At 45.4% G+C, this 26,446-nt stretch carries 25 protein-coding genes and 1 pseudogene; 9 read left to right on the forward strand and 17 right to left on the reverse strand.

Features of this window, described 5'->3' with window-relative positions; translation table 11 throughout:
• Positions 1-25: 25 nt before the first annotated feature.
• Entirely contained in the window at positions 26-817 is a 792-nt protein-coding gene (locus AAA946_RS19810) for an SDR family NAD(P)-dependent oxidoreductase (RefSeq protein WP_338166483.1), read from the forward strand.
• 142 nt (positions 818-959) lie between these two features.
• Positions 960-1,832 carry a radical SAM protein gene (locus tag AAA946_RS19815; RefSeq protein WP_338166484.1) on the forward strand — a complete coding sequence of 291 codons (873 nt, stop codon included), beginning with the start codon at positions 960-962 and terminating at the stop codon, positions 1,830-1,832.
• A gap of 38 nt (positions 1,833-1,870) precedes the next feature.
• On the opposite strand, the gene AAA946_RS19820 is transcribed toward AAA946_RS19815, so the two are convergent.
• The 3 genes from AAA946_RS19820 to AAA946_RS19830 all read right to left on the reverse strand — a co-directional run bounded on the left by AAA946_RS19820 (position 1,871) and on the right by AAA946_RS19830 (position 6,541).
• On the reverse strand, positions 1,871-2,764 hold the full coding sequence (locus AAA946_RS19820; RefSeq protein ID WP_338166485.1) for a LysR family transcriptional regulator: 894 nt from the start codon (positions 2,762-2,764) through the stop codon (positions 1,871-1,873).
• An 18-nt stretch (positions 2,765-2,782) separates the two neighbouring features.
• On the reverse strand, positions 2,783-4,843 hold the full coding sequence (gene helD, locus AAA946_RS19825; RefSeq protein ID WP_338166486.1) for a DNA helicase IV: 2,061 nt from the start codon (positions 4,841-4,843) through the stop codon (positions 2,783-2,785).
• A 150-nt stretch (positions 4,844-4,993) separates the two neighbouring features.
• Complete coding sequence (locus AAA946_RS19830; RefSeq protein ID WP_338166487.1) at positions 4,994-6,541, reverse strand: arylsulfatase; 1,548 nt, start codon at positions 6,539-6,541, stop codon at positions 4,994-4,996.
• 332 nt (positions 6,542-6,873) lie between these two features.
• Here AAA946_RS19830 and AAA946_RS19835 point away from each other — a divergent pair, with 332 nt between their 5' ends.
• On the forward strand, positions 6,874-8,439 hold the full coding sequence (locus tag AAA946_RS19835; RefSeq protein WP_338166488.1) for an arylsulfatase: 1,566 nt from the start codon (positions 6,874-6,876) through the stop codon (positions 8,437-8,439).
• Between the two features lie 89 nt (positions 8,440-8,528).
• On the opposite strand, the gene AAA946_RS19840 is transcribed toward AAA946_RS19835, so the two are convergent.
• The 5 genes from AAA946_RS19840 to AAA946_RS19860 form a co-directional block, all read right to left on the reverse strand.
• Positions 8,529-8,774 carry a DUF3297 family protein gene (locus AAA946_RS19840; protein ID WP_112477983.1) on the reverse strand — a complete coding sequence of 82 codons (246 nt, stop codon included), beginning with the start codon at positions 8,772-8,774 and terminating at the stop codon, positions 8,529-8,531.
• Between the two features lie 60 nt (positions 8,775-8,834).
• Positions 8,835-9,611: a carbon-nitrogen hydrolase family protein gene (locus tag AAA946_RS19845; protein WP_338166489.1), complete on the reverse strand. Its 777-nt coding sequence runs from the start codon at positions 9,609-9,611 to the stop codon at positions 8,835-8,837.
• Positions 9,611-9,850 (reverse strand): hypothetical protein, encoded by a 240-nt coding sequence (locus tag AAA946_RS19850; RefSeq protein WP_338166490.1) that lies wholly within the window; start codon positions 9,848-9,850, stop codon positions 9,611-9,613. The genes AAA946_RS19845 and AAA946_RS19850 overlap by 1 nt, the downstream gene beginning before the upstream one ends.
• 163 nt (positions 9,851-10,013) lie before the next feature.
• On the reverse strand, positions 10,014-11,297 hold the full coding sequence (locus AAA946_RS19855) for a peptidoglycan DD-metalloendopeptidase family protein (protein WP_338166491.1): 1,284 nt from the start codon (positions 11,295-11,297) through the stop codon (positions 10,014-10,016).
• 159 nt (positions 11,298-11,456) lie between these two features.
• The gene (locus AAA946_RS19860) at positions 11,457-12,365 is read right to left on the reverse strand and encodes an aldo/keto reductase (RefSeq protein WP_338166492.1); all 909 of its coding nucleotides are present in this window, start codon (positions 12,363-12,365) and stop codon (positions 11,457-11,459) included.
• A 96-nt stretch (positions 12,366-12,461) separates the two neighbouring features.
• Between AAA946_RS19860 and AAA946_RS19865 the strand changes: the two genes are divergently transcribed.
• The 5 genes from AAA946_RS19865 (at position 12,462) to AAA946_RS19885 (ending at position 17,942) form a co-directional block, all read left to right on the forward strand.
• The gene (locus tag AAA946_RS19865) at positions 12,462-12,857 is read left to right on the forward strand and encodes an XRE family transcriptional regulator (protein ID WP_338166493.1); all 396 of its coding nucleotides are present in this window, start codon (positions 12,462-12,464) and stop codon (positions 12,855-12,857) included.
• A 349-nt stretch (positions 12,858-13,206) separates the two neighbouring features.
• Entirely contained in the window at positions 13,207-14,415 is a 1,209-nt protein-coding gene (locus AAA946_RS19870) for a porin (protein ID WP_338166494.1), read from the forward strand.
• A 426-nt stretch (positions 14,416-14,841) separates the two neighbouring features.
• Positions 14,842-16,056, forward strand: a complete 1,215-nt coding sequence (locus AAA946_RS19875) for a porin (protein ID WP_338166495.1) — start codon at positions 14,842-14,844, stop codon at positions 16,054-16,056.
• Between the two features lie 161 nt (positions 16,057-16,217).
• Positions 16,218-16,664 (forward strand): exoribonuclease R, encoded by a 447-nt coding sequence (locus AAA946_RS19880; protein WP_338166496.1) that lies wholly within the window; start codon positions 16,218-16,220, stop codon positions 16,662-16,664.
• A gap of 123 nt (positions 16,665-16,787) precedes the next feature.
• On the forward strand, positions 16,788-17,942 hold the full coding sequence (locus AAA946_RS19885) for a hypothetical protein (protein ID WP_338166497.1): 1,155 nt from the start codon (positions 16,788-16,790) through the stop codon (positions 17,940-17,942).
• A gap of 60 nt (positions 17,943-18,002) precedes the next feature.
• Here AAA946_RS19885 and AAA946_RS19890 read toward each other — a convergent pair.
• The 3 genes and pseudogenes from AAA946_RS19890 to AAA946_RS19900 all read right to left on the reverse strand — a co-directional run.
• Positions 18,003-18,344, reverse strand: a pseudogene (locus AAA946_RS19890) (hypothetical protein); the annotation flags it as partial.
• Positions 18,329-18,469, reverse strand: coding sequence for a hypothetical protein (locus tag AAA946_RS19895; protein WP_338166499.1), 141 nt, complete (start codon positions 18,467-18,469; stop codon positions 18,329-18,331). The pseudogene AAA946_RS19890 and the gene AAA946_RS19895, both read right to left, overlap by 16 nt.
• 137 nt (positions 18,470-18,606) lie before the next feature.
• Positions 18,607-18,987, reverse strand: coding sequence for a SpoIIAA family protein (locus AAA946_RS19900; RefSeq protein ID WP_338166500.1), 381 nt, complete (start codon positions 18,985-18,987; stop codon positions 18,607-18,609).
• A 260-nt stretch (positions 18,988-19,247) separates the two neighbouring features.
• Between AAA946_RS19900 and AAA946_RS19905 the strand changes: the two genes are divergently transcribed.
• Positions 19,248-19,631: a hypothetical protein gene (locus tag AAA946_RS19905; protein ID WP_338167205.1), complete on the forward strand. Its 384-nt coding sequence runs from the start codon at positions 19,248-19,250 to the stop codon at positions 19,629-19,631.
• Positions 19,632-19,738: 107 nt separating this feature from the next.
• On the opposite strand, the gene AAA946_RS19910 is transcribed toward AAA946_RS19905, so the two are convergent.
• The 6 genes from AAA946_RS19910 to AAA946_RS19935 all read right to left on the reverse strand — a co-directional run bounded on the left by AAA946_RS19910 (position 19,739) and on the right by AAA946_RS19935 (position 26,168).
• Complete coding sequence (locus AAA946_RS19910) at positions 19,739-20,782, reverse strand: GMP reductase (RefSeq protein ID WP_338166501.1); 1,044 nt, start codon at positions 20,780-20,782, stop codon at positions 19,739-19,741.
• A 453-nt stretch (positions 20,783-21,235) separates the two neighbouring features.
• Positions 21,236-22,768, reverse strand: a complete 1,533-nt coding sequence (locus AAA946_RS19915) for an NAD(P)H-hydrate dehydratase (protein ID WP_338166502.1) — start codon at positions 22,766-22,768, stop codon at positions 21,236-21,238.
• A gap of 109 nt (positions 22,769-22,877) precedes the next feature.
• Positions 22,878-23,117 (reverse strand): hypothetical protein, encoded by a 240-nt coding sequence (locus tag AAA946_RS19920; RefSeq protein WP_338167206.1) that lies wholly within the window; start codon positions 23,115-23,117, stop codon positions 22,878-22,880.
• A gap of 17 nt (positions 23,118-23,134) precedes the next feature.
• Positions 23,135-24,043: a DUF6279 family lipoprotein gene (locus AAA946_RS19925; RefSeq protein WP_338166503.1), complete on the reverse strand. Its 909-nt coding sequence runs from the start codon at positions 24,041-24,043 to the stop codon at positions 23,135-23,137.
• A gap of 121 nt (positions 24,044-24,164) precedes the next feature.
• A complete protein-coding gene (locus AAA946_RS19930; RefSeq protein WP_338166504.1) occupies positions 24,165-25,046 on the reverse strand; it encodes a 6-pyruvoyl trahydropterin synthase family protein in 882 nt (293 codons plus the stop codon).
• A 135-nt stretch (positions 25,047-25,181) separates the two neighbouring features.
• Positions 25,182-26,168 (reverse strand): cytochrome-c peroxidase, encoded by a 987-nt coding sequence (locus AAA946_RS19935; protein ID WP_338166505.1) that lies wholly within the window; start codon positions 26,166-26,168, stop codon positions 25,182-25,184.
• Positions 26,169-26,446 lie beyond the last annotated feature (278 nt).

A 26,446-nucleotide genomic window follows, 5' to 3' on the forward strand; every position in this document is an offset into this window, starting at 1 on the left:
GTTCACTCATCAGGAGACTAAACCCATGCAAAAAACACTATTATTGACCGGCGCGACAGATGGTATTGGCCTAGAGACAGCAAAAAAACTTGCTCTACAGGGTCACCACATCCTAATGCATGGGCGCAATGAAGCGAAACTCAATTCCACGGTAGAAGAAGTAGCAGCGTTAAATCGCAATGCCAAGATTGAAAGCTATGTCGCTGATCTGTCTGTTCTGAGCGAAGTCAGCCAACTGGCCACTCAAGTTTCAGAGATGCACGGTAAGCTCGATGTGATTATCAACAACGCTGGCGTTTTTGCTACACCGAACACTCTGACAAAAGACGGCCTAGACGTACGTTTTGCAGTAAATACCATCGCCCCATACATTCTGACTCGTCAGTTATTGCCGCTATTAACTGGTGATGGCCGCGTGGTGAACTTATCATCCGCAGCACAAGCACCTGTTGAAGTTCAAGCTATGATTGGCCGTCCAGTACTCTCTGACAGCGGCTCGTATGCACAATCAAAGCTGGCTATCACCATGTGGACGCAAGCCATGGCAACTGAGTATCCAAATGGACCAGTGTTTGTTGCCGTAAACCCTGCATCCTTCTTGGGAAGCAAAATGGTTAAAGAGGCGTATGGCGTCACCGGTAACGATCTGAATATTGGTGCTGACATTCTAGTGAGAGCGGCACTGTCGGATGAGTTTGCCAATGCCAGCGGTCTTTATTTTGATAACGACATCGGCCAGTTTGCTAAGCCGCACAACGATGCTCAGAACACCACCAAGGTTGAGGAGGTCATGTCTGCACTTGACCAGTACCTCTGATCTTTTGAGTGTGTAAACCACTCACTCTTTTGATTTTAAGCACCAAGAGCCACATCCAAGTGGAGCAATGATGAGGCTCAGTTTGCGCGCGTCCTAACAATCCGGACTGATTTTCCTTAGGCGCACAAGCGGAGAAAAACGAATGAAATATGTCGGTAAAGTATATCGCCCTTGGATAGAAGCCAACAGCATATTAATTCAAACGACTTTAGGTTGTAGTATCAATACCTGCACATTTTGCAGCATGTTCGATGACAAGCGTTTTAAAGTGCGTCCGCTAGAAGAAGTGTTCCTAGATATCAAAGAGGCAAGACGTATCTACCCTCACGTCACATCGATCTTTTTGACAGATGGCAATGTGATGGCAGCTCGAACTGATTACTTATTACAAGTGTTCGATAAGCTAAAACAGACGTTTCCAGAAGTACAAAAAATTTCGCTTTACAGTGGGCTGAATGACTTTCGTCGCAAGTCGGTCTCGGAACTAAAAGAGCTGAAAAGCGCGGGGTTGGACATGGCGTATTGTGGGCTTGAATCTGGTGACCCTGTTATTCTAGAAAAAATCCAAAAACGCATGACACCTTCACAAGCGATTGAAGGTGCAGCAATGGCCAAAGAAGCAGGTATCGAAGTACTCCAGTCATTCATTTTTGGCCTAGGTGGCAGATATCGCTCTAAAGAGCATATCGTTGCGACAACTAAGATCCTTAATGAAGTGCAGCCCGAACAAATCGCGCCTATGGCGTTAGCTATTCAACCAGGGACGGAGCTTGAGCGCGAGGTTCAAGCTGGTGAGTTTGTGTTGCCAACACAGATGCAACTGCTCGAGGAAGAAAAATATCTGCTTGAGAACATGAACTTCAATACCATTTACTGGGGCGATCATGGTAATAACATGATCCAAATGCGCGGCATGTTCCCAGACAACAAAGCGTTCTTTTTAAAGCACGTTAATAAGACCATCGATAACAACCCAAGTGCTAAAGAGAACATAATTCAGACGTTCTCTTGGTAATCACGACTCGACCCACCACCTCTTGTGGTGGGTCGGTATCATAGATCCCAATATGGGGGCGTACCAAAGTAGTCGCTAAAGAAATCAATAAAGGCTCGGACTTTAGGGGCAACGAGTCTTGAACTTGGGTACAACACCCAGATAGCGGTATCCGATTGGTAAGGGGTTTGCTGTAAAATTTCCACCAGCTCTCCACTTTTTATTTGCTGGTACACACTCCATGTGCTGCTCATCGTAATCCCATGACCTGCCATACAAAGCTCGCGTATCGCATCACCATTATCTGAACGAATTTTGCCCGTAATTTTGATGCTGACATCACCATTCGCGGTTTTAAAATCCCAATGATCGATACCAGTAATTCTGATGCATTGATGATCTTTTAAAGCCTGCGGCGAATCGGGTGTTCCATGTTTAGCCAGGTAATCAGGTGAAGCGCAGATGATACGATGGTCTGGTGCTAATTTTTTGGCAATCAAACTCGAGTCTTTTAGCTCAGCATTGCGAATGGCCACATCAAAGCCGCCATCAACTAAGTCAACTATCGAATCAGAAAAGCGCAAATCGACAGAAAGCTGTGGATTTTGCTCCATAAACGCGTTCATGGCAGGCAGTAAATGCATACGTCCAAAAGACGAAGGCGCTGTCACTCGCAGCGTGCCGGAAGCCAATGCCCCCTGTCCGCCAATAGAAGCTTTTGCAAGTTCAACACTATCGACCACATTTTCTGCATGAGGCAGAAACGCCTCCCCCTCTTGAGTCAACGAGACCTTTCGAGTTGTGCGATGTACAAGCCTTGCACCGACACTTTCCTCAAGCTTATTGATATGTGAGCTCGCCACGGCAGGTGACAACCCAAGTTCTTGTCCTGCTTGGCTGATGTTATGTGTGCTTGCTAGACGAATGAATAAACGTAGATAATCGATGTTCATAGCCAGTAGTCCACCAAGTTATTTTTTCACCATCACCAACTCATGATCCATAAGCTCTCTGACAAATGGTGACGGCGACGATTGATAGGTAATCCATACACGACTTTTCGCACGGGTCATCGCCACATAAAACAGGCGTCGTTCTTCTGCGTGAGGATAGTCATCCGAGCCTTTAGTTAGCGCATCACTTAAGTGAATAAACTTACGTTTAGCCGGAAACTGTCCTTCATCGGCACTCACGATCACAACAAAATCGGCCTCTTTGCCCTTACTCGAGTGGCAGGTCATAAACTCCAATGACAGGTTACTAAACCGTTTACACCAATCATCAAACAACTCAGGTTTGTGATAATGATTGCGCCCTAAGAGTAGCACTGACTTAGCCGCTTTTGCCTTGCTATTTATATCATCTAGGATCTTCTCAACTCGACTACCATGCTCTATCACCACTGCTTTTTGCTTAACCGCTTTATGGCTCTTGATCTCTTTGCTGATCTGCGCGGGATTGGCCTGAATAAAATCTGACGCAACAGCACTCAGCTTGTCACTAAAACGGTAAGTCGTATCGAGTAAATGAATCGATGAGTGAGGGAACCGCTCGCCAAACTCCGTGGTTAAATCGACATCAGAGCCCGTGAACTGATAAATAGACTGCCAATCATCGCCAACAGCAAACAGTGAAGCGTTATTATTGGGTTGTTCACACAGCGATTGCACCAAAGCCAACCGATCTGGCGATATATCCTGATATTCATCGACCATGATGAACTTCCATGGTGAGGCAAACTTTTTCGTAGCAACTCGTTTGGTTGCGTTAGTGATCATAGACGTAAAATCGATTTGGTCATGATCTTTAAGCATCTTTTGCCACGCTTGATAACATGGCCAGCACAGCGCTAGCTCACTGTTTAAACGGGTATACTCTGCATCATCAATGAGTCGTTCTTGTATTGCCTTTTTAGTCAGTCCAGTGGCAATCAACTGATCAAGCTGTTGTTCCAACCAAGCGATAAGCTTAGGGTTTTCACTTTGACTTCCAAGTTCCTCGTCCCCTTTTAGGTAAGCGATCGGCCACTTGGATAGATGCTTTTGCCAACGCTTAAAGTTGGTTGGTGTCATCCAATGTTTCTTCAACCAGTCAATACACCAACCGGTTTTCTGGGATGACTCCGTCGCTAAAGGCGTCAGTTTTGGTGGCTGAATTTCGGTCTCTTTTAAGATTTGTAGCCCTAACTGGTGAAAAGTCAGTACCGCAATATCGTCAGCGGTCTTACCTAGTTTCCTTTCTAGGCGCTCTCGCATCTCATTCGCAGCATCTCGACCAAAGGCAACCAAAAGTATTTGCTCAGGCTGTGCCAAGTGACTTTGCAGCAAATAAGCGACTCTGGCCATCAACACACTGGTTTTACCTGAACCTGCGCCGGCCAAAATCAAATTTTGGTCGTTGTTATGCAGCACCGCCATTTGCTGAGAGAGGTTCATTGGTGAGGATTCAGACTGAGTAAACAGCACCTGCCAATTCTCACGCTCTTCCTCCAACCAACTGGCATTGCGTTCTTGTAACGTATGTTGAGTATCATCCAGCCAAGGAAGCAGCTTTTGTATGCGATTTGGCATAGTACGCATTGCCTCGGAAATCGACATATTCATTTCCAGAAACTGGCTGTTCACCTCACCCACCCAATTGGTCATCATAGAATGAGGTAAGAACTGAGGCAAAGTACACAGCCTCGTTAGTTCTTGTTCCCACTTAGGGAGATAGTTTTTAAGCAGCGCACTTTGTTCACGATGCCAGTTTTGGTAAACCTCGACTGCCTGCTTAGCAAAACGCTGCGCTTCTTGCCAGGGTAAGCCTTGCACCACCCAACAGACCTGCTTGCCGTCGGATTCATGGGCATGAACCGTAATCGACGACCAAATTAAGCCGCGTTTCACACTTAGCTTACCGCTCCATTCACAAAACGGTATCCGCACTTCTGCCCTTACCGAGTGCAAGACCAAGCAGTGTGATTGCAGTTCAATGGTTCGAAACTCGTGTTGAGTAAACATTTCGGCGGTGGGAGTGGCGGTTAGCAGCATGATAAATCGAAATAAGTGGTGATGATTATGAGTTATAGTTCTCAGTCTACTGTATCAAGTCCCTAATTCCATCCAAGTTTATGTAATAAGTGTGAAAAAGAATCCAAATAAAAACGCTCCCTGTTGATGGGAGCGCTTTTTATGCTCGTTTTACTTATTGGTAGGCGTTTGCAGCTTTTCCATCACCTCATCGAGGTTAAAGCTCGCCGCTTTTTGCCTTGGTGGGTACTCTTTAAAGGTTTCTAGGAACTTACCTACATAAACTTGCGCCGGAACAAGTAGATAAACCCTATCGAGCATCCAATCATAGTAAGTGTTCGATGTCACATCAGCCACCTCATAGGGATCCATTCTCAGGTTAAAGATTTTCGGTACACGCAGCGTAACAAACGGTTCTGCCCAAATGCGTAACGTACCTTCGACACGCTGCTCCATGAATACCACTTTCCAGTTGTTATAGCGCAGCGCTGTAAGATCGCCGTCATCAGAGAAGTAGAAGATCTCTGCGCGTGGGGACTCTTCGGTTTCACCGGTTAGGTACGGTAAGAAGTTATAACCATCTAAGTGAACCTTAAAGCTCTTATCACCGGCTTGGTGACCTTTAAGCAGTTTGTCTTTGACGTCAGGCTCACCCGCTGCTGCAAGGAAGGTTGGTAACCAGTCCATGTGATGCATGATGTTGTTAGATACGCTGCCTGCCTCAATTTTGCCTGGCCACTTGACCATAGCCGGCACTCGGTAAGCCCCCTCCCAGTTCGTGTTCTTCTCGCCACGGAAAGGAGTAAGACCGGCATCAGGCCACGTGTTCATATGTGGGCCATTATCCGTGGAGTAAAACACAATGGTATTATCTTCAATGCCTAGCTCGTCGACTTTCTTGAGCAATTCCCCAACGTGGTTATCGTGCTCAATCATGCCATCGGCATAGAAACTGATGCCTGACTTACCCAAGTTTCCATCTTTCACATGGGTACGAAAATGCATTCGAGTCGCGTTCCACCATACAAAGAACGGTTTTTTCGCCGCAACAGCACGATCCATAAAATCGAGCGCAGCGGACAAGGTTTCTTCATCTACCGTTTCCATACGTTTACGAGTTAAAGGTCCTGTGTCCTCAATTTTCCCGTCAGCAAATGATTTGATGACACCGCGAGGACCAAATTGTTTACGAAACTCTGGATCTTTGGGGTAGTCGATGTTTTCTGGCTCTTCTTCAGCGTTCAAGTGATAAAGGTTACCAAAGAACTCATCAAAACCATGGGCGGTGGGTAGAAACTCATCTTTGTCACCCAGATGGTTCTTACCAAATTGCCCCGTCATATAACCATGGGGTTTAAGTAGCTCAGCAATGGTCGCATCTTCAGCTTGCAAACCAAGATCAGCGCCAGGCAGACCCACTTTGCTTAGTCCAGTACGAAGAACACTTTGACCTGTAATGAATGTCGAGCGACCGGCGGTACAGGATTGCTCACCATAGTAATCCGTAAACATCATGCCATCTTTGGCAATCGAATCGATGTTAGGTGTTTTATATCCCATCAATCCAAATGTATAAGCGCTGACGTTTGATTGACCAATATCGTCACCCCAAATGACGAGAATATTGGGTTTATCCTCGGCGTATGTACTTGCTGAAACACCAATTAACGCGGTAGCCAATACAGCTAAGCTCCGCTTAAACCTTGTTGTCGTTGTCATGTAAACCTCTACGTTAGTTGGTTGCGTCCTGCCCATTAACATATAGTCGCTAACGTGCATAACCACCACTAACTCAGCACTGTTTGTATAAAACAGTCCCCCGAGTTTTAGCGTGTGATATGAGAAGCTAATCACACACCTTACTGCAACAACCACGTGCCTACTAAAACATTCAACTTACTGAATAATAAACACTTGTAGTGAGTGTATAACTTTTCTTTATAGTCTCTATAAGAGGACTTGCCGTCCCTACTCGCCTAAAGTGCCAACCATCTGGATACCTTATGGTGTCTCGTTCAAATCCAATAAGTTAAAAGACGATGGAGTCTCGAATGGCGAACCACTTAAGTAAGATTGCAATGGGCGTGAGTCTAGTTGCAACCTCTTCAGCAGCAGTCGCAGCCGACCAACCAAACATCCTAGCGATATTTGGTGATGATGTGGGTTACTGGAACATTAGCGCATATAACCAAGGCATGATGGGCTACGAAACCCCAAACATTGACCGCATTGCTAACGAAGGTGCTCTATTTACTGATCATTACGGACAGCAGTCTTGTACTGCGGGTCGTGCTGCGTTCATCACAGGTCAAGAACCCTTCCGTACAGGTCTACTGACCATTGGTATGCCAGGCTCTACTCACGGTATCCCAGACTGGGCTCCAACGATTGCCGATCTATTGAAAGATCAAGGTTACATGACCGCACAGTTCGGCAAAAACCACCTTGGCGACCAAGACCAACACCTACCAACTCAGCACGGTTTTGATGAGTTCTTCGGTAACCTTTATCACCTCAACGCTGAAGAAGAACCAGAAACTTACTACTACCCTAAAGATCCTGAGTTTCGTAAAAACTACGGCCCACGTGGCGTAATCAAGTCTTATGCTGACGGCAAAATTGAAGATACAGGACCAATGACCCGTAAGCGCATGGAACACGCAGATGAAGAGTTTCTAGAGTCTTCACTGGCCTTCATGGAAAAAGCAGTAAAAGCAGATAAGCCGTTCTTTATTTGGCACAACACCACACGTATGCACGTATGGACTCGTCTGCAAGAGAAATACAAAGGTAAATCTGGCATCTCTATCTATGCCGACGGCATGCTAGAGCACGACGACCATATTGGTATTTTGCTTGATAAACTGGATGAGTTAAAAGTAGCAGATAACACCATCGTCATTTATTCGACCGACAACGGTGCAGAAACGGTGAGCTGGCCTGATGGTGGCGCAACACCATTCCATGGTGAGAAAGGCACAACATGGGAAGGCGGTATGCGTGTTCCTCAGCTTGTGCGCTGGCCTGGCGTGATTGAACCAGGAACTAAGATCAACGAAATGATGGCTCACCAAGACTGGCTGCCAACATTGCTAGCGGCAGCTGGTGTACCTGATGTAAAAGAAAAGCTTGCTGAAGGTTACCAAGCCAACGGCAAAGACTGGCGTGTACACATCGATGGTTACAACTTCAAACCATTTTTCGAAGGCAAAACGGACGAAGCGCCACGTGAATCGCTACTTTACTTTACCGCGAATGGTGAGCTAAACGCTGTTCGTTGGAACGACTGGAAACTGCACTTTGCAACTCTAGAAGGTAACATCACCGACGCCGTTCGCTTCGCTCCTAACTGGCCGAAGATCATTCACCTACGTGCAGACCCGTTTGAAAAAGCGCCTCACGAATCAGGCATGTACTTACGTTGGATGGCTGACAACATGTGGCTATTCGTACCGATTCAAGACGTACTCGGTGATTTCTTCAAGACTCTACCAGACTACCCAATGCAGCAAGGTCAACTGATGAACCCAGCGGCAATTGATTACCAATCTCTGGGTCTGAAAGGCAAAATGCACCAGCTTGATCAACTACAGAAACAAGTTGAGCAAATGAAATAACGCTTTGTTTGGAACAAGCAATCTAAAACAAGCGCTATAAAAAAGGCCAGTCACTGATAAAGTGACTGGCCTTTTCTTTTAGGTTTCAATTAAACGTAATACGCTTCAACTGTACCTTTAAGTTTGATCAGCATAGGTTGACCCCAACGGTCTTTCGCTTTTGGAGAAGGGATTTTAACCCAGCCTTCGCTGATGCAGTATTCTTCAACGTCTGTGCGCTCTTTACCATTTAGGCGAATGCCAATTTGGTGTTCAAAACACTCAGCCACGTGATGTGGGCTACGAGGGTTGCCTGATAGATGATCTGGTAATTCTGGCTTTGCGTTGTCGCTCATGGTGATAACCTGAATGAGTTAGTGAAAAGTGGCTCATTGTAGTCAATACGTTCCGCCTGCTCAACCAATCTGTGTCGATGTCACCGTATTTTCATCACCAATCGGCATCGTATTGACCGCTTGTCCGTCAAATCGAACGATTAACAGCCCTTGCCTGTCAGAATCGGCTGCAGTGACTTGCACCCCTTGCGCATTCCAAAACGCGCTTTTCCCAGCACACTGCCAACCGCCCGTCTCCCCAGCGTGATTGGAGAGAACAACTGGGACTTGATGACTTTTGGCAATATCAGACAAGATGCTCGCGTCTCCCTCATAACCGGCAGGTGATATCAGTGCGCTCACCAGATATAACTGAGCTCCTAGATTCATGGCGTCAGTGGCATGTTGGGCGTGGCAGAAATCAGCACAAATCGCCAGTGCGATCTTAATCCCTTTGATCTCAAACATAAAATCATTGTCCCCAGAGCAACACCACTCACTCTCCCCTTGATGCAAATACTGCTTGTGGTAATGCAGAACGTGGCCGTGTTTAGATAGATAGGCCGCGCCAATCGCTGGTTTTTCACCTTGTACTTGCAGCGGGCAGCCGACAATAATATCGATATCCTGCGTCTGAGCGACACTCGACAGTTTGCCAAGTACAGCATCATCCTGAGCCATAGCAAGATGTTTAAGTTTTGGTAGCACGTAGCCAGTCAAGGAGAGTTCAGGAAAGAGCACCAAATCGGAGCCCAGTAAAGAGGCCTGTTTGATCAATTGGATATGCGTTTCGGTGTTGGCCTGAATGTCGAGATCACGAGTTGCAGGTTGCGCGATGGCAATGACAAGCGATGACATTACTCCACGTAGTCCTCAATGGTCTTAGTGCCGCAAACTTCACAAACGCGATGACAGGCATAGGCATGGGTAGAGGTCATTAAACCACCAAATACCCAGCCTTTTAAAAGGCTGGCCACAAATGCACTACTGTCTTGTGAATGTAAACCCTCGGTTAACGCTGGCTTCTCTATCAGCACGACAATATGTTTGGTCTCCGAACAACAAACATTGCACACACAATTTTCAATCCGTTGCATGACCGAATTCCCTGTGTTCAAGTGGTTAATTGGACGCTGATTGTAATTCAACCAAACGAGAAACTATGTTAACTCGGTAGCATATTTGGCGCGAGTTGCTGTTTACTTTTCAAACAGCAACAGACTTTGCGCGTTTCATTACAGTTCTGGAGTCACCTCGCAGTTAAACCCCGCCACCTTTCGGAGCTGATGCCTGTCCTGCCAAACGCTTGTTTGCAACCATTCGATCAAAGTCGGCAATGCGGGCCAAAAACGTGGTTTTTTCTTGTTTGGAAATGGACGTCGCCATAGGTAAGTCAACCTTTAGTGGGTTTACAGCTCGGTTTCTAACTAGCACTTCAAAATGCAGGTGTGGCCCAGTCAAACGTCCTGTTGCACCTGCTAATGCTATCTTTTGGCCCCTTTTAACTCGTTGACCTTTCTTTACTAGGAACTTAGAAAGATGCAAGTAACGCGTGGTGTAAACATTGTTGTGCTCTATCACCACATACTTTCCTGCATAGGGGTGATTACGAATAGCTGTGACTGTGCCATCGCCTGTGGAGTAAACAGGCGCGCCCACTGGCGTCGCAAAATCAGTGCCATTATGGGGAGAGGTTCTTCCTGTCACCGGATGTTTGCGCCTTGGATTGAAATGAGAAGTCACACGGCGATAAGCTTTATCAATAGGATAGCGGTCAAATGCTTGCTCAAAACTGTTTCCTTCGCGATCATAGAAGCGGCCATCATCTGCGATAAAAGCGGCCACCTCTCGGTTGCCCAAACTAATGGTCACGCCCTGAACTTCAGAGTTACCGGTTGGATGGTTACCAAGATATTGATGATTGACCAGAATTTCAAATCGGTCACCAGCACGCAACTCCCGAGAGAAGTTAACCTTATCTTTGAGGATCTGAGTAATATTCGCAATCTGCCTCATAGAAAGGCCTGCTTTGTGAACGGATAGTGAAAAACTGCCGTGAACTGTGCCAGAATAAAGCGTTTCACGCCATTCACCCTCATCTTCTTCGAACTGATAAGTAAACGAACCATCAGTTTCCCTGCTATAAATAGCACGCTCTACTAGGCTCTCGTGAAAGACTAAGTTCTCTAGCTGCCGATTTTCCTCGTTAATCACAAGCTCTAAATGATCGCCAGGTTTGAGAGTATCGAGCTTGAGTACATTCAGATCGGCCTCAAGCACGTGTTGCATTGCGTTATAAGATAGCCCCCATGCTGAGAAAATCGTACTGAGTGTGTCACCTACTTTAACAAAATAGTGAACTTTGACTCGTTGTTCATTTTGTTGTGTCGGCTCATCAACAGCCTGCAACCCATGGCTCCGATCATAAGGCGTTATCTTTATCGAAACTGGTTCAGGGGTAGACTCTGGAATAAAACTAAGTAAACAAGCGCTAGAGAGCGCCACGACGGCAGTCACTATCAATACAGGACGAAAGAACTTCATAAACGCGGAGATGAGAATTGATTACAATTGTTACCTTATAACATTTTTATCCCTTCATGAGAACCAAACGGAGAACAACTTTGTTTCAAACGATAAGCTGATACAAAAACGCCGCGTGATAATCGTTCACGCGGCGTTTTTGTATTCATTGATATGTGTCTATGGCACACCATGGCCTTTAGACGCCACCCAAACTCGATACCACTGCTCGCGAGTCAGTTCGATATCTAAAGCAGAAATAGCAGCTTTTACGCGCTCAATTTTACCAGAGCCAATAATAGGTAGCGGGTTCGATGGTAGATGCTTCACCCAAGCGTAAATCACCTGATCGATACTCGCCGCCCCTACTTCCGCTCGAATAGCTTCGAGCTCACTGCGCACTCGCTGAGCTTGCTCTGACTGACCATTGAAAATTTCTCCACCAGCCAGTGTTGACCATGCCATTGGTGTCACTCGAAGTTGCTGCAGCTGATCTAAGGTGCCATCGTGCGCCACTTCGAAGTTAAGTGGATTAATTTCAACTTGGTTCGTCACTAATGATTTGCTTAATCGTGATTGCAGCAATTCATACTGGCGCGGCGTAAAGTTGGATACGCCGAAGTGTTTCACTTTACCAATCTTGTACAGCTCATTAAATGCATCAGCGACTTCATCTGCATCCATCAAAACGTCAGGGCGATGAATAAGCAGCACATCAAGCTCATTGACGCCAAGACGCTGAAGTGAATTATCTACAGACTCATAGATATGTTTTGCGCTGGTGTCGTAGTGATTGATCTTACGATCCGGAAACTTGTCACTACACAGCTTAATATCGCATTTAGAAACGATTTGGATTTTTTCGCGTACAGACGGGTCTAACGCTAATGCTTCACCAAACAGCGTTTCACACTCATAGTTGCCATAAATATCGGCGTGATCGACAGTTGTCACCCCTAAATCGATATGCTGCTTAAGGAAGGTCAAACGCTCTTGCGGTGTCATCCCCCAATCAGCCAAACGCCAATACCCCTGAACCAGTTCAGAAAACTCGGGTCCATTTGGCGCCATCGTTACTTTAGAAACCATGGGTTATCTCCTTATTTAATTCTGCCCACATCCTAAGCTTGTTTTCCAAGGCTCACAACGGGTAAAATTCGAAAAAACGAACTGGAGTACGAAGTTGTGAGCTTTGCTGAAAGACTTAAAGAATTGATTGGACAGGAAAGCGTCAGCGGATTCGCTCGCCGTGTTGAACTCTCTGAAGCTCTCATACGCAAATATCTTAAAGGCAGTGAACCAAGCTTAGCAAAAGCCAATCAAATCGCTATGAAAGCCAACTGTTCCTTAGAGTGGCTTGCCACAGGTTGTGGCTATTTATATCGCCAAGCCGAGGTAGTGGATATGCCCGCCTATCAACTGGCATACGAAACCGTGCTTGGTATGAAGCTTGCCGAAAACGACACTCTCACCCACCGAAAACTCATCATCGCCTACCAATACTTACGTGCCACCAAAAAAAATGATGGTCATTTAGATGCGCATGGCATGAAAAGACTGCTTGCTAGTATCACCAGCTAATAACTCACTCATTAAATCTCGCAGAGCATTTACACTAAGCCACCGAGCGATAACAATTTCGCAACACCCATCATTAATATACACACTACGCAACCATAAGCATTTGCATATCGAATAGGTTGACATTCAGCGGTTTGATAATTGTGACCAAGATTAAACACATGTTTGAATAAAATATCTTACACTAATATCAACAAAGTGATTTATTAAGAGCGCGGTAATATTCCTCAATACGAATATAATCAACTCTAAAATAATTGTCCCCCAATAGTGGTATTCAAAAATAGAAATATTTTTGAAGGGGGTTCTTATATCCGAAAAACGGAATAAATATAAAAAGGAACACAGTATGAAAAGCCTATTCAAACTTTCTACTTTAGCAGTGAGTGTATTTGCTGCATCGCAAGTTGCTGCTATTGAGTTGTATAATGCAGAGGGCACGAGCGCGAACATGTACGGTGCGATTGCTGCACAAGTCAGTGCATATGATTATGACGAATCAACCATTATCGGTAATGATGCAGGCTTTGCTTATAACTCAGACCAAACGCACATTGAAGATCCAGGCTCATGGTTTGGTTTTGATATCAAACACCAAATGGGCAAAGTATATGGTCTTGCAAAGATTGAATGGGATGTGGACTTCTCAACGTCAACAGACCTTGATACCCGCCGTGCGCTAACAGCACGCCAAACATTCGCTGGTTTCGGTCACGATGATTTTGGCTCAATTACCATTGGTCGCCAAGAAAGCCCGTATATGAAAACAGACAAGGGCTACTATGCTTATTGGGTTGGTGGTCTTAACATGATGCAGTCGGACGAGCTAGGTAGTCGCCGTTCTCAAAACACAGTAGTTTGGCAGAATGATTTTGATAACCTTTACATCGGCCTTCAATATCAAGCTCGCCGCAGTGTAGATGACCTAATCACCTTTGGTGGTAATGGTCTGAACTTCGGCTCATTACTAGAAGTTAATGGCGACCCTGTAACAATTAAAGGCGGTTATGGTGCAGCAGTTGCTTATACCATCGAGCAAACTGGTACATATTTAGCAGCAGCTTACAACCAAGCTAACGATATCAACGGTTCTTTCATTGACCTTCTTGGCATCCCAGATGCTGCAGCGGCAATTACAGCTACTGACGCAGAAGTTAAGCAGTACGCGCTAGCGCTTGAGCAACACTTGCTAGAAGGTGCATTGTCCCTTTCAGCTCGATATGAAGAATTTACAGCGAAAGACGGCCTAAATTCATTTGACTCAAAAACAACCACATTTGGCTTTGGTGCAAACATGTACCTATCAGATGCATTCCGTATATACGCTGGCTACGAAATGGCTGAAGAGAAAGATGAAAAACTTGGCCGCACTAAGACTGAAATGACATCATTTAACCTTGGTGCTGCATACGCTCCTGTGCCTTGGGGTGAAGTTTACCTAGAAAGCTACACGGACGACCTAAAACTTAATGATGGTTTGAACTTCAACGACTTTACGTCTGTTGGTGTTGAGTCAAAAGCTACTCACTTCTTCCTAGGCGCAGCGGTATTCTTCTAAACCCTAGCCTCTAAACACGAAAATTAAGCATTTTACAAAGCCCTTTGTGCACCACCGCACAAAGGGCTTTTTACTTGTCCCTACAACTACTCTTCCCAAATATTTTCTACAGACTTGACCACCCATGACGGTTTAGCTCAACAAATGCACATACTTTATACAACCCAAACCACTCATACAAATACCTAATAGTTACCCCCTCCAACCATCTATAACCCTGTGAAATAAAAATTAATAAAAATATAAATTGTGATTTAACACCAATATTCGTTCTGATTTTACTCATAGAATCCACTGAGAAAATAACCAACCACGGAATCATTAACAATATAAATCATCATAATCCAGTGTTAATAACTTTTATTCACAAGTAACTTATTGATAATAAATGAACCATTTAATTAACTACCACTATAACGAATACATATGAATAGACATTGCATTAGACTTTTAACGTTTTCATTCACATTGACGTGTTTTCCTACCTTTGCCGCTGTCGAACTGTATAACCAAGAAGGTACTGAACTTTCGGCCTATGGTGCTATCGCCGCGCAAGTTAGCCAATACGATTATGACCAATCCTCTGCTATGGGAAGTCCCGAAGGTTACAACTACAACAGTGATGTCGTTCACATCGAGGATCCTGGCTCCTACGTGGGCATCGACCTCTCTCACCGAATGGGCGCCATGCGTGGGTTGGTAAAACTCGAATGGGACGTGAACTTTGGAACACAATCCGATACCTCCGACGAAGCACTACAACAACGTCAAACCTACGTTGGTTTTGCGCATGACGATTACGGCCAAGTAACGATCGGTAGACAAGAGAGTCCCTACATGAAAACCGATAAGGGCTATTATGCCTATTGGGCAGGCGGGCTGAATATGATGCAGTCAGATGAACTTGGCAGCCGTCGGACGGCCAATACGGTTGTGTGGTCAAAACAGACCGATCGTTTCTATTTAGGGCTTCAATACCAGGCGAGTCGTAATGTTGATCAAATATCATTCGGAAACGGATTAAACTTCGGCTCTGTGTTTCAACCAACGGAAGACAAACCAACTATCTCAATCGACAACGGCTTTGGCGTTGCCGCTACCTACACGTTCGATTTCGGCACCTACGTAGCACTTGCCTATAACCAAGCAGATAAAATCAACGGCGAATTCATCGACTTGCTAGGCATCCCTGACCCATCATTTAGTCTTGTCGCAAGCGATGCCAAAGTACAGCAGTATGCTCTGGCGTTAGAGCATCACTTCTTTGACGGTCAGCTTTCTGTATCCGGACGCTATGAGCGCTTCAACGCGCAAGATGGCGCTGCGGCACCGAGTTTCGATGGTACTACCGACAATATTGGTGTTGGTGCAAACTGGTTTATTACCGACGCTGTTCGAGTATACGGTAGCTACGAGTGGGCACTCGATAAGAACAACCTAACGCATACCACGAATACTAAAGTAAGTATGATCAACGTTGGGGCAGCTTGGGCTCCGGTGCCTTGGGGGGAGCTGTACATGGAAGCCTACCACGATGATGTTACGCTGAACCAAACCCTAGACTGGCAATCAGGTGCTGCTCCGTCTGATTTTCGCGGTAAGGCAACCCACATCTTCCTCGGTGCGGCCGTATTATTTTAGTCATCTCACCCTTTAGAGACTAAACACAACCATTAAGGTGCTTGAAGATCATATCAGGCACCTTGCTTCGATGATTTCGACACTAAAATACCAACAATGGATGGCAAATCGACTCACAAAGCTTACAATGCACCATCAAATACATAGCTAGATGACTCACCATGATTCCTGATTACACATTCGATACCCTCAACACCATGTCACGACAAGAGCTTGAAGAGTTTGCTGCGCGCATGATAAGCCGCATGGTACCCGAGGACGTAATGACCGAGCTGTTCACCTTCGAGCAAGAAGAAGTGGATAACGAAGAACGTATGCTAGCAACCCAGCTTGATGCCATTTTAAGAATGACTGCGATTGCTCTGTGCGAGATTCAACAAGCATTTGACGATTCAGACAACGCTAATCAGAACAGTGAGCGCATGACGCGCCTCGTCTTATGGCACTTCTACGCCGTATCATTCAACCTTGAAAAAGCGATCCCGTTGCAGACTCACTGTAACCACGTCGAAGTGTTGCTCAATAACCGACCTAAAGACGTACTGGGTTGGGTAAAGGTACTCAATGACTTGTTGCACTCTTACGCAGAGATCAACACGGAAAACTAAACATCCACTGTTCGGTAAAACCTAGACTCTGAACAAATCTCTCCTAACCTACTATGGGTGATGTTGTTGCATATAGTGATAACAACATCCATTCATAACCAATCGTTAGGGAGACGTTATACAATGTATTCAGATGTGCTTGAACCTCAGCCGCCGCAGAAAAAGAAACAGCATCAACCACCGATCACCCAGCGACGTGCGGTTTCAAGTAAGGTTTTACCCGACCAGCGCAGCAACTCTGAACACCCCAGCGTCGCTCAGCGTCAACCCAGCCTTCAAGATAATCGTCCACTCCACGTTGCGAACTCCCCTATTCAACGCCTGTCTGAACAAAGTTCTCAACCACAAACTCCAACAACCAATGTGATGCAGCGAGCTAGAGTGCCTGATGGTTTCGACCCCGATGCTTGGGAGAGCCTCGCCCCTCATGCGCAAGCGGTTTATAAGCTCATAGCGCAATCACCTAACTTCGACATACTTCGACACGATATGGGTGAGAACAAACTCATTGCAGAATGTGCAAACCTGGGTATGGCACTTGAACTTGCCGAAAGGTCGGTCAAATCACTGACCGATTACGCCACAATGGTGAACAAAAACGCCGCCAAAGCAAAAGCAGTGGCTAAACAAGCTGTAGGGTTTGGTGTCGGTGTCGGAACGTCATTTGGCAGTATGGCTCTCAAGCCAGTTGCCAATGGTGTTGGTAACCATTTGGCGGGTTACGCCATCAAGCAAGGTATTAGTGGAACCGGAGTAGGCGTCAAAAAGGGAAGCCAATGGGCTGCTGGCAAACTTGCCAGCAAAAAAGTTGGCTCTGAAGATATGGACATCGCAGAAAACCTAAGAAAAAACACGGGCAAAGCCGTTCACAACCGCAACAGTGCGACTGAATGGGTCGCAGAAAAAGTGCAAGACATTCGAGATGATAAATATTGGGTTGCCGCGGGCTTTACGCCCGTTCTGTTAACAACACTACTCACGGCCACCACTGTACTTACTGGCGGGTTGGCGCTTATTCCTGGCATTGCCTTGTCCGGCATCCTAGCGATAGCCAAAGCGGCTGTCGACGTTGATAGCGTTGACGAAGTTGAACGTAAGCTGGTTCTTCAAGGCGAGGCGAGACTTCGCGGTGTCCTCAAAGACATAGGCCTTGCCTATGTACTATTTAACAACTGCAGGTTTGGCAATGAAGATAAAATCATACAAGTGAAGAACTCCATGTTGAGCTCACATACGATAGTTCAACACGCTGTTGATCATATCTGCACTCAAAGGTAATAAAGAATACCCTTCAAACAACAATCAATGACCGTGTTCCTCGACCGGTGTCACTGACATTCACATCAGTGACATCGCAAACTCTCTCATATGACGAGCATTGTCGGCGCTGCCGGCATCACCGCATGCTGTGCCGAAGTACTTAATATCAGGCGATGAATATACAGGTAGCGACTTTTCTGCATAAGTCATGACTGTGCCCGCCTCACGACACAAAGCGCCAAAGGCGTAGGGCCTTATAAAGGAATGGAACTCGGGTAAAAGCATTCCCTTTAACCAATGGATAGGTTCATCGTTGTGCCAAGCCCAAGCTAAATGGCCTAGCTCATGCTCCAAAGTAGCGTCTTGAGCGTCTGCGGTCATCACGAAAAAGCTGCGACTAAAGTTCAAATGAGCTTCACCAACAAATCCACCTTTTCCATCACCTCACAGCTTGGTAGGGTAAGCTCCTCACCACTGCGTTTTCCTAAAAAGAACAACGCACACACACCTAATAGGCCACCAACAACGGCTAACGTTTTATTCATTCCAAAACCCGGAAAAATACGGAAATCCCAATCCTTTCGTAAAGCCTATGGTTGCATATGCCACTACCCTATTTCTACATCAAACACTTTATTGCACGTACGACTGCGATCCATATCGCTGATTCTATTACAAAAAATCAATCCGTTAGCCATTCAATGGCATCTTGATAGTTCCCAAAAGACGCCATATCTCCGGTAATAAACCAACTCCCTATTTTACTTGCGAGCTCCTGCCAATTCTTATCGCCGTAGATAGCGATCTTCTCTATATTGAAACCAAGTTTTAACCCCAATTGAAAATCATCCCAGGCTGCCCTTAACTCCCAGCCAGAAAACTCGGTAATATCGACCAACATTTTCATGTGCTTTGCAGATACCCCCTGCAAACTCGACTCTAGTACAGGCGTAATCGCTTGATAGTCTTCATGAGTAAGCTTACCTGTCGCTTTTAGGATCAGAATTGATTCGCTCTCAATACGCTCGATTCCAATTGTAATTCCGTGACGTTCTGTGCTCATTGTATCCCCCTACTCTTAACCACCTAATTACACAATAGAGCAAATCTGACATGAAAATTTTGAACTCATCACCAAATACAGCAGGAGACTCAAACAAAGCCTAAACGTAACGACCCAATCAAAACAGAGCAGTTGTTAAGACTAAATAAAATACGGCAATTTCCTTAACCCACACTCAACTTATTAAGGTCCACATTTATACATAGAATGATGCTGTAGAGAATCACTAAGTGCCACATTAAAAGAGGCTAATGTTGACTATGGACTATAACGCACAGCAACTTCTTCAGCTCCTTTGCTCTGAATACGACCTAATATCTGAAAAATTTCAGTCAGATCCCCTTCCGGTTTTTGTCGAGACTTTTAAAAACGAATATGGATATTGCTTGGTGAGAAGTGCCGCCGGAAGCCAACGCTTTAGTATTGTTTCTGTAAACTTTACACCTTCAGCTCGAGGGCAAGGCGTGTTTACGCAGTTTATTCAATACATAGCAAACAATCCTCACCACTACCTAGGTGTTGAAGTAGAGGTTATCGAAAACCAAGGCCTCGCCAAAAAGCTTCTATCGCTTGGCTGGCAATATAAATCTATCTTCAATCGATGGTTTTGTACTAAGACGCCAAGTTTGGTTAAGAATTTTTAAGTGTGATCTGCTGGGTGTGTTTGGCAAACTTTAGGCAAAAAAAGAGCCGCTAATCAGCGGCTCTTCTGGAAGTATCTAACTAAGAGTAATTTCTAGCCAATAGCTATTTACTCTTTACCAAATACGTTGTTCTCTTGCTCTTGTACGCGGATGAATGTAGTACGCTTAGTAAGCTCTTTAAGCTTAGCGGCACCTACGTAAGTACAAGTAGAGCGAACGCCACCAAGGATGTCTGAGATAGTGTCGTTTACATCACCACGGAATGGAAGCAATACAGTTTTACCTTCAGCAGCTCGGTACTGAGCAACGCCACCAGAGTGCTTGTCCATTGCCGACTGAGAAGACATGCCGTAGAACTTCATGAATTTCTCGCCGTCTTTTTCAATCACTTCGCCGCCAGATTGCTCGTGGCCTGCTAGCATACCGCCAAGCATAACGAAGTCTGCGCCGCCACCGAATGCTTTAGCAACGTCACCCGCACATGCACAGCCACCGTCACCGATGATCATGCCGCCAAGGCCGTGTGCAGCGTCTGCACATTCAATGATTGCAGAAAGCTGAGGGTAACCAACACCTGTTTTAACACGTGTAGTACATACAGAACCTGGGCCGATACCAACTTTAACGATGTCAGCACCTGCTAGGATTAGCTCTTCACACATGTCGCCAGTTACTACGTTACCTGCAGAGATAGTCTTGTTTGGGAACTCAGCACGTACTTTTTGTACGTACTCAACAAGGTGCTCTGAGTAACCGTTTGCGATGTCGATACAGATGAACTCTAGATCTTCGCTTAGCGCTAGGATTTCTTTTGTCTTCTCGAAATCACGCTCAGACGTACCAGTCGATACGAATACTTTGTTTAGCGTCTCTTTAGAAGCGCCTTTTACGAACTCTGCCCACTGCTCAACAGTGTAGTGTTTGTGCATTGCTGTCATTACGCCGTGCTGCGCAAGAGCCGTTGCCATTTCAAAACTACCCACTGAATCCATATTTGCAGCGATAACAGGTGTACCAGACCATTGACGACCACTGTGCTTGAATGTAAAATCGCGCGTTAAATTTACTTGAGAACGACTTTTCAGTGTTGAACGCTTAGGGCGAAACAGTACATCTTTAAAGCCTAACTTAAGTTCTTGTTCGATACGCATTGTAAAAATTCCTCGATTTATTAGTACATGTTCCAGTGGGCATATGTCTAAACATGATGCGTTGGCTAACCGTTGGCAGACGGTTCACCTTTCTTCGGACACAAAAAAACCGGAGCGTTGGCAGACGCTCCGGTTTTCAGCATTATAGGTCGCGAAAACTTTCTCGCAAGACTGATATTACAATTTTTTTTGTGGTACTATTCCGAAAAGCTACAAATTCGCCCGCAGCAAACTCCCCCGAAATCATTGAACTCCCCACAAAGTCATAATAAATCAATTAGTTATAAACACATCAATCAGCAAACACATCATTATTCTTCAAGAGCAAACGTTTAGCCTCTGTTGAAATTATCATCGAACACACCAAATCAACGCAAAAACCCACCCTCTTGCTGTTTAAAAATTACACAAATACAAGCAAAAAAAAGGGACTTTGAAAAAATATTTGTCGGATTACTGCCTATTTCCGTTTTTTTTACTGCACACATAACGAATATCGCTGAGCACATCAGAGGCCATCATTCCCGACTCCCCATTTAACCTCGCATTTCTGTCTGCTGCGCTGCTATGTATCAATGTGCCAAGCACTGCCGCTCTAAATAGGGGATAACCTTGCGCCAACAGCGATGCAATCACACCGGACAGCACATCTCCCATACCTCCCGTTGCCATCCCCGGATTCCCTGCATGACACACAACACTCGTCTGCCCATCACAAATAATGGTACCTGCACCTTTAAGGACAATAACCCCACCAAATTTTTGTTGCAGACGCTGGGCGGCAGCATAGCGATCCACCTCAACCTCTGCTGCAGTGATTCCCAATAGTAGTGCTGCCTCACCCGGATGGGGCGTCAACACGCGGTTCTCTGAGTGATCGCTGAATGTGCTTAACCAATAAAGACCATCAGCATCGATGACAAGGGGCTTATTCAACGTCGTGGCATACTTAAAAGCCGACATGAACACACCCCGCCCCCAACTCTCTCTCCCCAAACCCGGGCCGAGGCAAAGTACATCAGCCCAATCGGAACGCTGTTTAAGATGTTCAGAGTTATTGTCTAGATCAGCACTCACCATTGCCTCTGGAAGCATTGCGCGGATCGGAAGCGCGCTTTCTGGGTGAACATGCGTTGCCACCAGCCCAACTCCCGATTTAAAAGCAGCACAAGATGCCAAATAGGCAGCGCCACTCATCCCATCATTACCACCGATAACCAACACACTCCCTTGACGTCCTTTATGTGAATCTCGAGCCCGAACAGTGATGAGGTTTAGCCACGCCTGCCGCGTGAGTAGTGCTGAAGCTGAATTCTGTTTTGCGAACACCTCATCGACGCCAAGTCCGGCAAAAGTTAACGTCCCCGTATAGGCCCTCGCCCTGCCCGTCACTAAACCTTGCTTGACGCCAATAAAAGTGACCGTCAGGTCTGCATCAATAGCACTGCCCTCAACTGCACCTGTGTCGGTATTGAGTCCACTTGGAGTATCGATTGCAACAATGGGGGCTTGTGCCTGATTCAGGCGATCGATAAGGTGAGCAAAATAAGGCCTAACCTGTCCCTTAATACCCGTTCCAAGCAATCCATCGACTATGACATCCACTGAGCTCGAAACCGTGTTTTCTGGCACACTAATGATCCCACCCGCATTAACATAGTCATCATGAGCGGTAGCCGCATCCCCTCGAAGCTCTTGAGCAGACCCGACCTGCCAAAGTGTTACGGTTAGATTATGTTCCAATGCGAGCTTACCCACGACATAACCATCACCGCCATTATTTCCTTTGCCACAGCAAATCAGAACATGCTTTACGTCTGGATATTGGTGAAGAAGTTGCTCGAAAACCGCTTGGCCAGCTCTTAGCATTAAGGTATACATATCGAGTTGACACGCTTGTGCAGCGAGCAGTTCGCCCTCACGAACTTGTTGAGAGGTGTAAAGAGTTTCGGGCAGTGCCGATCGAGTTGAGGATATTTGCATCATAGCGCGTTCCTTTGCTGTCCTTGCATCATCAAGAGTAACAGACGGTCAGCGCTATGACTGTGAACTAGAATAAGTGTCAGCGATAAATGAACGAGTTCGCTTTGTGTTGTTAATACTGTGGCCAGAATATGTGGAGTGCTAACCTAACCACAATAGCAAAAATGATCAATGCAACACCAAGGCGGTAGCGTTTGTATTCATCAACACTCATTGGGACACGTTTATAAAACATGGTCACCACGCCTTTCCAATCGTGACTGCGACGTCCGTACTGCACAATACCAGTCAAAATAAACAAGACGCCTACTACTAACAGCGCCTTTTCCGTCCAAAACAATCCTAACTCCACCATAGGGTACTCACTCCTTAAATTAGTACCCGTTTAGTGTATGCGGTAAGTACCAGAAATTCTCTTGGACTATGGTCTAATGCCATAGAGGTCATCAAATCCTCTGCAATGCTTCGCCACTCATCGATTTCTGATATTAAATGCGCCTGTTGCTTAGCATTGACACTGTTGACAGCCAGAGCCACGTATTTCCCCGCTAACTGCCGGTTGTGATCAAGTTTGGCTTGTAACTCTGGAGGGTAATAACTGTCGGAATCATTTAGGAATTTTTGAAATTCGGGCTGATAGTAGGCGAGATCGTTGCGTCTGTTTAATAGCTGACGCATGAAGTAATTCATTTGTCTGCGGTGTTGCTGCCAATCAAACACCGTCACTTGCATATTAGAAGCCCACTCTTTGGCTAACGCCTTTTGCTCCTCAGTAACTGTACCAAACCAGCGGTCAAAGTTTTCCTCAATGCGCTCTTGATAAATTCCTCGCACATCATCGTCGTTCATGTCTTGATACTTTTTGACGAATTCACGATTTTTTTCTTCAAAGTTCTCAATCAGCTCTTTGACTTGGGCATCACTCATTTGTTGCGTCAGTGCATATAGATCGGGGGTCACTTGCTCTACTAAACGTTTAGTGTGCGCCCTTACTTCATCCATCTGAGCAAGCACATAATCGCTATCAACTTGTTTAGGGTCTTTGGTGCGAATTGCTTCTAGTTGTTTAATATATTGAGGAAGCTCGTTCTCTTTGTGCCACCGCCCAAGTACCATAATGCGCTCGCTTAAAATGTTCTCTTGGCCATCATTGAGCGTGACATAGTCATCGATATATTCGACCAGCAACCAATCAAGGTTACTGTAAAGAAACTTAGTGGTGCAGCCAGTGATCACAAACAGCAATCCCACTAGCCATAGTCTTGATTTCCTGAACACTTTCCTCTCCATGTTAAACGTCAGCCACGTCTAAATCGTTATACGGACGATACATCAAGATTAGATTGAAAATGCAAAAAACGCCCATTCAAGGGCGTTTTTTTAGAGAGAGAATAAGAAACTAAGGGCGGAATGCCATGGCACCCTTACCGACTCCTTCGTAAGCAATCACTTGTAATGTTTGATTCTCATTAAGCGTCTTGTCTACCTCATCTGCGATGTAGTTCGCCAGCAGCTCCACTGTCGTATCGGTATCGAGAATTTCTGTCTCTTGTTTAGCAATCGCCAGCTCAAATTCGCCTTGCGGCGCGGAGTAGCAAAAGCCGTAGTGCGTCGCATCACTGATGTTGTTTGCATGCTCGCTCAGATTCAGAGTCGCTAGGCTCACCTGATCTTCCAACGAACCCAGATAGATATCCTGCCAACGCAGTGCAAACGCACGTTCTAGATCGGCATCACGCTGACCATCAACCAACAACTCAATAGGAGAACGATGACCGTGAGCAATGCGCTGACAGTTGCCATCGTGTTTCTTTAAACCATGAGTATAGTGATAGAAAGCCCCATCGATAGGCTCATGGCGAAGAGTAATCTCTAACCCCTGAACATTGTCTGGAAGATTGCCTTTTAATATGTCGTAAATATAAGCGGTGACCGAATCGATGGTGATCGCATCAGTATCGATTAGACAAAAGCCCTGATCTGGACAATGCAGGTGGATACTTTGTTCACCTCTTAGAAAATCCAGCTTCGTATAGCCCCGCTCAGAAGATGCATGGCGTACGGCTTCACTTTTCATCGGTACCAAAAGGCGATGGTCGACATATTCGTCAATTAACTGTTTGATTTGTTTTTTTACCTTGCCAAAGTCAAGCACCATGCTCATCTCATTGAGCTCACCAGACAAGATAACGTCCACAATCCAGCTCTCTCCTACCATACCTCGCTTTTCGCATAGGTAAGATGAGTCGATAACAGTGAGGTCTCTGACGAATAAATTCAAACTGAATTCCTTATTGATATTAGTTGTCATTACGCTGAACAGCGCATTATACCTATGTCACAAAAAGAAGCATCCTTTACCAATAACAAAGCCCCATGATTGGGGCTTAATTATTCATTTCAGTATAGACAGCAACTAGATTTGCGGTCTCGCTGTTTCGTGTGTCGAAGGCGGTAAGTGAGGTAACGTCACTTTCGGCTGGTCACCGGTGAGCGTTCTCAAGAACGCGGTAATCTTCTTCGATTCCTGCTGAGTAAGAGTTTGACCGAGCTGAATGTCCGCCATGATCTCTACCGCTTTTTGTAAGTCCCACTCCGACCCATCATGGAAGTAAGGATAAGTGAGTTCAACATTTCGCAGCGTCGGGACTTTGAACACATACTTATCAAAGTCATTGCCAGTAATGGCCGCACGACCAATGTCTGGGTTTTCGGTCTTAAATGCTTTTACTAGTCCCATCTTCTGGTACATTTGGCCGCCCGCTAACGGGCCACTATGACAGGCAGTACAACCTTTTTGTTTAAACAGGGCATAACCTTCCACTTGCTCTGCGGTTAGGGCTGCATCATCACCTTTTAGCCATTGGTCAAACTTAGAGTTTGGTGTACGAAGAGTCTTTTCAAACGTCGCTATCGCATCAGTAACTTCAGTAATGGTAAATTCTTCTTTACCATACGCCTCTTTAAACCACTGACGATATTGTGGGATAGATTTTAACGTGCCAATCGCCAATTCATGGGAAAATGCCATTTCAATTGGATTTTCAATCGGCCCTGCCGCTTGTTCTTGAAGATCTTTCGCTCGGCCATTCCAGAATTGAACAAAGTTCAAATCCGAATTAAGCACTGTTGGTGAGTTAATTCCACCTACCGCCCATTTATGTCCAATCGAGCTTGGTAAATTATCAACCCCACCCTTCGCTACATTGTGGCATGAGTTACAAGATATTGTATTCGACGCGGAAAGTCTTGGTTCAAACCAAAGTGTTTTACCTAGTTCAACCTTTGCCTCGTTTAGCCCAATGACTGGCTCTATCACCTTGATAGGCTCGCTGTTTTCTCGAGATGCATAGGCACTACATGACAGTATCGCGACCAGTGACATTATTAGTTTTTTGTTCATATTACTCCCTTAGGTGTGCTCAATATATATTTCGCAAGCAAACATTTAACTTGGCGATTTTTAATAATTCGCATGCCCTTAATAGTTATTTACTTGGGTTCTTCCTTGGGCTTGAAAATAATATTGAACAACTTGAACAGAATATAATGCAAAAACTCGATAGACTTAATGAGAAAAAGGAATGTTAAATCCCATAACCGCCTGCGACTCTTTTAACTCAGGGTTTTGATTGTTAATGACAATCCAGTTACTACAAAATGGAAACAAAATATTTACGC

This window comes from Vibrio sp. 10N, assembly GCF_036245475.1.
GTDB lineage: Bacteria > Pseudomonadota > Gammaproteobacteria > Enterobacterales > Vibrionaceae > Vibrio.